Origin of the sequence: Mesorhizobium sp. L48C026A00 (assembly GCF_000502375.1) — a bacterium.
GTDB classification, from domain to species: Bacteria; Pseudomonadota; Alphaproteobacteria; order Rhizobiales; family Rhizobiaceae; genus Mesorhizobium; species Mesorhizobium muleiense.
Genome location: NZ_AYWU01000067.1, coordinates 1 through 7986 on the forward strand (window position 1 = coordinate 1; position 7986 = coordinate 7986).

Below are 7986 nucleotides of genomic sequence, written 5' to 3' on the forward strand. Positions count from 1 at the left end.
GAGATCGAGGTGTCTGGGATCGCCGCCAGGCATTCGCGTGTCACGTCGTCGACGATGTTGAGCACGCGGAAGCGCCAGCCGCAGGCGAACTGGTCGTGGACGAAATCCAGCGACCAGCGGGCGTTCGGCCTTGCCTCGACCAGGATCGGTGCGCGGGTGCCAACCGCGCGTCGTCGTGACCGTCGCTTGCGAACCGTCAGCCCTTCCTCGCGATAGAGCCGATAGATGCGGTTGATCCCCGACGGCTCGCCCTCNCCGTCGCTTGCGAACCGTCAGCCCTTCCTCGCGATAGAGCCGATAGATGCGGTTGATCCCCGACGGCTCGCCCTCGCGTCTGAGCAGGATGAACAGCCGCCGATAGCCGAAGCGCCGGCGCTCATTGGCAAGGTCTCGCAAGCGGCAGCGCAGTTCCGTCTCAGGGGGCCGGCAGGACCGGTAACGGATCATCTTGCGGTCGGCAGCGACGATCGAGCAGGCCCGCCGCTCCGACAGGCCCATGGCGGCCCTCAGATGCGCGACGGCTTCGCGCTTGGCGACGGGCCCTACCATTTTTTTGAAAGAAGCTCGCGCAGCGCCGAGGCTTCTAGCATCTGGTCGGCAAGCAGCTTCTTCAGCTTCGCGTTCTCCTCCTCCAGCGCCTTCAGCCGCTTGGCGTCCGACACCTCCATCCCGCCATATTTGGCCTTCCAATTATACAGCGTCGCCTCCGAGATCCCGTGCTTGCGGGCCAGATCGCCCGCCTTCGCCCCCGCCTCGTGTTCGCGCAAAACCGCGATGATCTGCTCTTCCGTAAATCGCTTTCTCTTCATCAGTCCGTCCTTCAAACGAGGCCGGACTCTAATCCCAACTGGAGGAAATTACCCGTGGCAGGTCAGCGTCAATCTTCGGTGCCGATTCACACGCCGACAAGCGCCTTGCGTTCATCGGCTTTGAGAAGACCGCGACGCGCCATCCACCTCACACGATCGCCCACCCCTCGCTCGCCGAGCGATCATGCACTCTGTCCGAAATCAGCCGGTTCCGTTTAGGGCTCGCGCAGCCCTGTCCACAAATCACAAATTGCTTTGACGGGCGGCAGTCCCAACTTGCATTCGTGCGATACCTTGTGTGGTGGCCTACCTACGTCGGGTCAGGAGCGAAAGTTCACTGTCTGCTCGACCTTGGCGTGTCACCAGGAACAGTTCTTGTGCTCGCCCCAAGGTCCTCGTCAGCCCAGTTCGAAATACTTGGCCTTGGGGACTTCACCGTTCAGCGCACATCCGGCCTTCTCCCCTGCGCTAGCTGTGACGGCCTCATCGATTGAAAAGTGGCGGCGAACGATCGCCAGCCACCCAGATTTCGTGCGCTGGTTGGCTCCTCGAGAATTTGCGTGTGGCCGCTACGCCACGCGCACCTTCTCGCCTCTGCCGTTCCTCATCGTTTATGCAAATATGAGGTTGATCTTGGGGACGAAGTGGATTTGATTGGATCAGTCCTGATTTATTCTTCCAAGAGAAATATTCGTTGCGGCGCCAGATCGCCGGCTCAAAAAATCCTGCAGTGGAAATCATCAGCCCAATTCGGCGATCGTGCAAAGCGCTCGCTCGAGCGAGCCCGTAGGTAAAACGCAAAGGCCTAAAAAAAATGAGCAGAGTGGCGCGCGCAAATCCGGACGCGGTGACGCCAACCACGTTTTCCCCCCTCAAGAATCGAACGTTTCGCTCGATCTGGCTGGCAACTCAAGTCTCATCCCTCGGCTGGATGATGCACACCGTCGCCATCGGCTGGCTCATGGCCACGGTCTCGACTTCCGATCTGATGGTCGCGCTGGTTCAGGCCTCCTCCACTCTGCCGGCCTTCATCTTGTCTGTATTCGCTGGGGCCATCGCGGATAATCTCAGCCGACGCGGAGTCATGCTCGCCGGCCGGTCACTGATTGCGGTGGCGTCGCTCACACTGACTGTTCTCATAGCGCTTGGCTTTGTCGACCCGTGGATCATCCTCGGTGTCAGCTTTTTGATCGGATGCGGCTTCGCCCTCAACGATCCCGCCTGGCAGGCGTCAATCGGCGATATCGTGGAAAGGCGCGATCTTCCGGCGGCCGTCACGCTCATCAATATCGGCTTCAACACCGTTCGGAGCGTGGGCCCGGCGCTCGGCGGCATCGTCGTTGCTTCCTTCGGGCCTCTGACCGCTCTCGTCTTGAGTACGCTCAGCTATGTGGTGCCGTTGGGCGTCATTTGGCGCTCCAAATGGACTGTTCCATCCTCAGCGCTCCCGCGCGAGCGGATGACCACTGCGATCTATGACGGAGCGCGTTTCACGGCGATATCGTCCGAAATCAAGGCAGCAATCGCTCGGGCGGCCCTTCTCGGTCTGGCGGGTATCGCCATTCTCGCGCTGCTGCCTCTCGTTGTCCGTGATCATTTGAACGGTGGTCCGTTCGACTACGGTGTCCTGATGGCCGGCTTCGGGATTGGCGCCTTTTTCGCAGGCGTCACCGCCGGTCGCTTGAGACGGCTCATGTCTCAGGAATGGTTGATCAGGCTTGCATGCCTCGCTTGCGCAGCCTGCTCAATGTCCCTTGCCGTCGCCCCTACCGTTGCGGTGGCAGCGACCGCCCTCGCCCTTGGCGGCGCTGGTTGGGTCATTGCCTGGTCCGGGCTTGGCGTGAGTGTGCAATTGGCAAGCCCGCGGTGGATCGTTGGCCGCACCATCTCGATTTATTATGCCCTGACCTATGGCGGGATCGCGGCCGGCAGCTGGCTGTGGGGCACGGTGGCCGAGAACTATTCACTGACCTGGGCGCTGGTGGGCTCGGCCGGCGCTCTGGTGCTGGTTTCCGCGACCGGGTTCCTGTTGCCGATCCTCGAGAACCAGGAAACGGACCACGATCCCCTAGAGGGATTCAAGGCGCCAGCGGTCGCTGTCGAACTCAGACCGAGAAGCGGACCGATCGTCGTCAAGATCGAGTATCAGATACCGGGCGAGTACACAAAGGCGTTCCTGGCCCTCATGCAGGAACGCCGCCGCGCCCAAAGTCGCGTCGGTGCCCGGAACTGGACCGTCGAGAGAGACCTTCAGGAACCGTGTCAATGGACCGAAAGTTTTCGCACGCCGACCTGGACGGACTACCTTCGCCTCAATCACCGGCTCACGACGGCCGACAAGGAACTGGACGACCGTCTCCAGGCGTTTCACACGGGAGAGCATCCGCCCCGGATGAAACTTTCGATCGAGCGGCCGACCGGACATCCCCGCAAAGCGGACCACATCACGCCCTTTGTCGCTCGAATTTGAGGCGGGCTGGATCATGGCTAGCGCTTCCCGTTGCTTTGAAGCGACACCATCTTCGAGCGCGAACTTGCTGCAATCGCCTCTGCCGGGGATAGACGCTGCTATGCGTGTCGCAGCGATGACGCTAGCGTTCTACCCCGGCGGCAGCAACCTTCAGGCGATCCGCTACGCGATCATGCCACAGGCACTGCCAGTGATTCTCTCTGTCATACTTTACAATTTCGAGTCGAATGCTCGATCCGGCATGATACTGGGTATCGTTGGTGCCGGCGGCACTGGTTTTCTGCTGGCCGACCGCATGCATGCCTTCCGGTGGCCGGAAGCCTGGTCGATCATTTTCATGATCATCGCCATGTCTACGTGATCGATGCCGCCTCGGCCTGGATTCGCAGGCGGCTGATATAATCAGGCGTCAAGGCGCGTAACCGAGCGGTCGGCATATTTGTTGCCCACCATGCCACGCCTTCCGGTGGTGGTGCCGGTAACGAGACTTGGGAAGGCCGAACGGGTCTCGCTTAGATAAATAGTCCGGTGCTCCAACAGCCCAACAGCGTGACGCCCAATGACTGCAAGCGGCAGAGGTTCGGCGTCAGATCGGGAGAGACAAGGTCGGGCCGCAGGCCGTCGAAGCTGACGATGACAAATCGCAGATGTCTTTATTCTAGTCGCGGGGGAGGGATGAGCACAAAAGCCGTCAGTCGCAGATCGCCAGTTCACGCGGCAATGTCCAACAAGCATCCACCGATTGCGCGCCAACAATGAACTGGTCTTCCAGCATGAATGCGCCAAGGCCGCGGATGTACCAGGGCAACTCATAGGCCAGCACCATGCCGGGTTCGATCTCCGTCGGTTCATCCGCCGCGATGAAGGGCCATTCCTCAACGAAGACCGACGCACCAAGACCATGGCCAAAATGGCCGCGGCAATACATGTCAAAGCCGCGAGCATGCATGGCCTTCATCGCCGTCGCGTGGACCTCGCGCAAACGGACGCCGGGACGGAGGCGTTCCAAGTCGGTCTCGAAGGCGTTGCGCAGGGTCATAGATCGCCCGCTGATCCGGATTTGGTTCGCCAAGCACTGCCGTGCGGGCGCAATCGGAGGTGTACCCGTCAACGACGCAACCAAGGTCCAGACGGATGACGTCTCCGCGTTCGGCTGGCCGACCTTTGCCGGTCGCACCAGGTCCGATCGTGATGGCGCCGTTCGGTAGAACCGGACCGTTATAGCCAAGTTCGGCCGCGCGTTGCGCAGAGGCGGTTCTGAAAACCGAGAACAACTCATCGGCAGTGCAGCCGGGCCGAATGTGGGCGATGGCAGCCATGGTGCCAGCCTCGGCAGATTGGGCGGCAAGTTTTAGCCGTTCGATTTCATCCGCGGTCTTGATCATCCGCAAGCGACTGACGAGTCTTGAGGCATCCGACCAGCGAACATCGGGGCCGGCTTGATGAAAACAGGCCTGGTCCGCAACCGGCAAAAAGGCGTGTTCGGTTCCGAGCCGTGCGGTTGAGAGCCCGCGGCGAGCCAAAGCCTCTGCAAGCAGCGCAAATGTCTGTCTGCGGTCAAAGTTTGCCGGTCTCGGGTGCACTTGCTCCGGCGGGCGAGCGGCCGATAGACGTTGCTTGAGCTGGCCGTTCGCAACGTCACTGATGTCGATCAGGTCGACCCAGACAGGAAAAGTGACAATGTCGTCAATTCCGGAGGCGGCTCGAAACTCTTCAGCGTAGAAGTCGCCGACAATGGCTGTGAGGGCCTCTCGTGCATCTGCGGGCACGATCACAAACACGGCGCCAGCCCGTCGCCAGCCGGCGGCGCTGCCTGGAAGTGCTCCTGTGCCGTAAACGATTGACTCGGGTTGGATCAGTACGATCCCGTCCAGCCCTTCCTGTTCCATGAGGGCTTGAGCGCGCTGACGATCAAGTGGTTGGAGTAAAGCCATGGGGTGTTCCTGTTTCAGAAATGCTTGCTCTGTTAGGACGGCAGCCTTCTCGGCGTTCCCGCCTTACTGCAGTCCGCTGTCCAGCCGGTCGCGCAGCCAATCGCCCAACAAGCTTATGGAGAGCGTCGTCGTGACGATCAGCGTCGCAGGCGCAAACATGATCCAGGGAGCACGTGTCATGTACTCCCGGCCATAACCGACCATGTTGCCGAGACTCGTCATCGGAGGCTGAACGCCAAGACCCAGAAACGACAAGCTGCTTTCCATGAGGATAACTTCCGGGAAGGTCAGCGTCATGGATACAATGAGTGTCGAAGAGATATTCGGGAGGATATGGCGCAGATATACGCGTGATGGGCTCGCCCCCAACTGACGAACGGCGCCGGCGTATCCTTGCGCGCTCGCCACGATCGCAAGCCCGCGTGCGATACGGGCATAACGCTCCCACCCATAAAGTCCCATCAGTCCAATGAACAGCGGCAAGGTGTTGCCGAAAAATGCAAGCACCGAAAGGGAAAGGATGAGAAATGGCATTGCTGCCTGGAAATCCGCAAGCATCAGGATGAACTGCTCGACGCGTCCGCGAAAGTGAGCCGCAGCGAAGCCCATTGTCGTGCCGAAGCTGGCCGAAATCAGCGTCGCCCCCAGAGCGACGAGAACCGAAATACGAACGGAGAAGATCAAACGCGACAGAACATCCCGCCCGAGTTCGTCGGTTCCGAGCAAATGCTGCGGGTGGAATGGCGAGGCCAGCCGGTTCGGCAGATCAAGAGCCGTATATTGGTAAGGGGCGATTTGATTGGCGAGCAATGCGACAAGCACGATAATACCGATCCAGAGCACGCTGGCGATGACGGAGAATGGAATCCGGCGGTGTTTCGGGTTCTCTCGCTTGGCAACGTCGTTGACGTTTTCCATCATGTTCACGTCTCAGTGTCCTCCGGTCGAGTTGGCGTTCGCCAGGCGCGGATCGAGGAAGCCGTAGAGGAAGTCGACAATGAGATTGGAGAAGACCATCGCGATGGCGACGAGCAACAGAATGCATTGGACGACCGCCAGATCTCGCGCTACAACCGAAACGACGAGCAGATTGCCGACACCTGGCCACGAGAACAGACTCTCGACGACGACCGAGCCCGCGATCAGATTGCCAACCATGAAGCCGATAATGGTAACCGTTGGAATTGCGGCATTTGGCAGGGCATGACCGCGCACAACTGCGGCCCAAGGCATTCCCTTGGCACTGGCAGTCCGGATGTAAGGCTGCCCCAGGACTTCCAGCATTGCACTTCGAACGAAGCGGGCAAGCACGGCGGCGCCCCCAACACCGAGCGTGACGATCGGCAGGATGAGATGCTGCAGGCTGCCCGTGCCGCCGGTCGGCAGCCACGCAAACCAGATTGCCAGGAGTTGGACCAATACAAGGCCGAGCACGAAACTTGGAACCGTGTAGCCTGCGACCGCCGTGACCATGACGGCGCGGTCAATGGCGCTGTCCCGGTGCAGAGCGGCATAGACACCCGCTGGAATGCCGATCGCCAACTTCATAAAAAGTGCAGGCAGGGTCAGCATCAGCGTTGCCGGAATCCGTGACAGCACCAGGTCAAGTGCGGGTCCACCTCCACGCATCGACCGGCCGAATTCGCCGTGAAAGATCGCTGCGAAGTAGTGGAGGTATTGCATCCACAGCGGCTGATCGAGTCCCCACTCCCGTCGAAAGGCGGCCATGGCCTCGGGCGAGGCGTCCTCGCCCATGATGCTGCGGGCCGCATCTCCAGAAAGCCGGAGCACAATGAAGGCAAACGTAACCACCAGCGCAACTGTCAGAATGGCGCGCAAGATACGGACGGCAAAGTATCGAAACATCAGGGTCCAACCTCCTTGGTCGGCGGGCTGGTATCAAACCGCATGGCACGCAACGGATCGTCCGTCCGGCAGCGTTGAGACTGTGGGGCAAACACTCGCGCATTGCGGACGCGCAATGGGACAGCGCGGGTGGAACGCGCAGCCCGTCGGTCGCGCGGCAGGGTTGGGTGGCTCGCCTTTGAGTATGATGCGCTCGCGCGTACGCCGGCCCGCAACAGGGATCGCCGAAACCAGCGCCTTCGTGTAGGGGTGGGAGGGGTTCGAGAGCAGAAGATTTGTCTCGCCGTACTCAACGATACGTCCGAGATACATCACAGCCATACGCTGACTGATCTGGCGGACAACCTTCAGATCGTGACTGATGAAGAGGAGACTGAGGTTCAGGTCCTTTTGCAGGTCCATGAGGAGGTTCACGACCTGGGCCTGGATCGAAACGTCCAGCGCCGAGACGGGTTCGTCGCAGACCAGCAAGGCCGGTTGCATGATTAGCGCCCGGGCAAGAACAGCACGCTGACGCTGCCCACCCGACAGTTGAGAGGGCAGGCTCGCTGCGTGGCTCGCATTCAGGCCGACGGCGTCGAGCATAGCCAGCGCTTTGTTGTTCCGCTCCGATGCAGATCCGACCTCGTGAATGTCCAAGGGTTCCTGGACCTGATCGAGGATCGGCAGCCGGCGATCCAGCGCCGCGAGCGGGTCCGGCTCTGTCGCAAACCTTTCGGTAAGCGGAGCATGGCAAGAAACACTCCTCAGCTGTGGAGGAGCACGTGATGTTCAAGGGCCGCCATTTCGACCAGTTGGTGATCCTGCTTTGCGTGCGCTGATACCTTGGCCTCCAATCTGAGCCTGCGCGATCTGGAAGAGATGATGGCCGAACGCGGCTTGAAGGTCGACCACTCCACCGTGCATC

4 protein-coding genes and 4 pseudogenes are annotated in these 7986 nt (G+C 60.5%); 3 read left to right on the forward strand and 5 right to left on the reverse strand.

Annotated features, from left to right (window positions below; genetic code table 11):
- Positions 1-809: pseudogene (locus X738_RS79865) on the reverse strand (transposase); the annotation flags it as partial.
- Between the two features lie 814 nt (positions 810-1623).
- Between X738_RS79865 and X738_RS79875 the strand changes: the two are divergent.
- Positions 1624-3279 (forward strand): MFS transporter, encoded by a 1656-nt coding sequence (locus tag X738_RS79875; RefSeq protein WP_031257127.1) that lies wholly within the window; start codon positions 1624-1626, stop codon positions 3277-3279.
- 100 nt (positions 3280-3379) lie between these two features.
- Complete coding sequence (locus X738_RS85735; RefSeq protein WP_023804135.1) at positions 3380-3640, forward strand: PhnE/PtxC family ABC transporter permease; 261 nt, start codon at positions 3380-3382, stop codon at positions 3638-3640.
- 330 nt (positions 3641-3970) lie between these two features.
- Here X738_RS85735 and X738_RS79885 read toward each other — a convergent pair.
- The 4 genes and pseudogenes from X738_RS79885 to X738_RS79900 all read right to left on the reverse strand — a co-directional run.
- A pseudogene (locus tag X738_RS79885) lies at positions 3971-5213 on the reverse strand (M24 family metallopeptidase).
- 63 nt (positions 5214-5276) lie between these two features.
- Positions 5277-6134 carry an ABC transporter permease gene (locus tag X738_RS79890; protein ID WP_023804138.1) on the reverse strand — a complete coding sequence of 286 codons (858 nt, stop codon included), beginning with the start codon at positions 6132-6134 and terminating at the stop codon, positions 5277-5279.
- A gap of 9 nt (positions 6135-6143) precedes the next feature.
- Positions 6144-7079, reverse strand: coding sequence for an ABC transporter permease (locus tag X738_RS79895; RefSeq protein WP_023804139.1), 936 nt, complete (start codon positions 7077-7079; stop codon positions 6144-6146).
- Between the two features lie 33 nt (positions 7080-7112).
- Positions 7113-7775: pseudogene (locus X738_RS79900) on the reverse strand (oligopeptide/dipeptide ABC transporter ATP-binding protein); the annotation flags it as partial.
- A gap of 71 nt (positions 7776-7846) precedes the next feature.
- On the opposite strand from X738_RS79900, the pseudogene X738_RS81935 reads away from it, so the two are divergent.
- Positions 7847-7986, forward strand: a pseudogene (locus X738_RS81935) (IS6 family transposase); the annotation flags it as partial.

Coding starts and splice junctions, on each gene's coding strand:
- X738_RS79875 (WP_031257127.1), top strand. CDS start 1,624: ATGAGCAGAGTGGCGCGCGCAAATCCGGACGCGGTGACGCCAACCACG.
- X738_RS85735 (WP_023804135.1), top strand. CDS start 3,380: ATGCGTGTCGCAGCGATGACGCTAGCGTTCTACCCCGGCGGCAGCAAC.
- X738_RS79890 (WP_023804138.1), bottom strand. CDS start 6,134: ATGATGGAAAACGTCAACGACGTTGCCAAGCGAGAGAACCCGAAACAC.
- X738_RS79895 (WP_023804139.1), bottom strand. CDS start 7,079: ATGTTTCGATACTTTGCCGTCCGTATCTTGCGCGCCATTCTGACAGTT.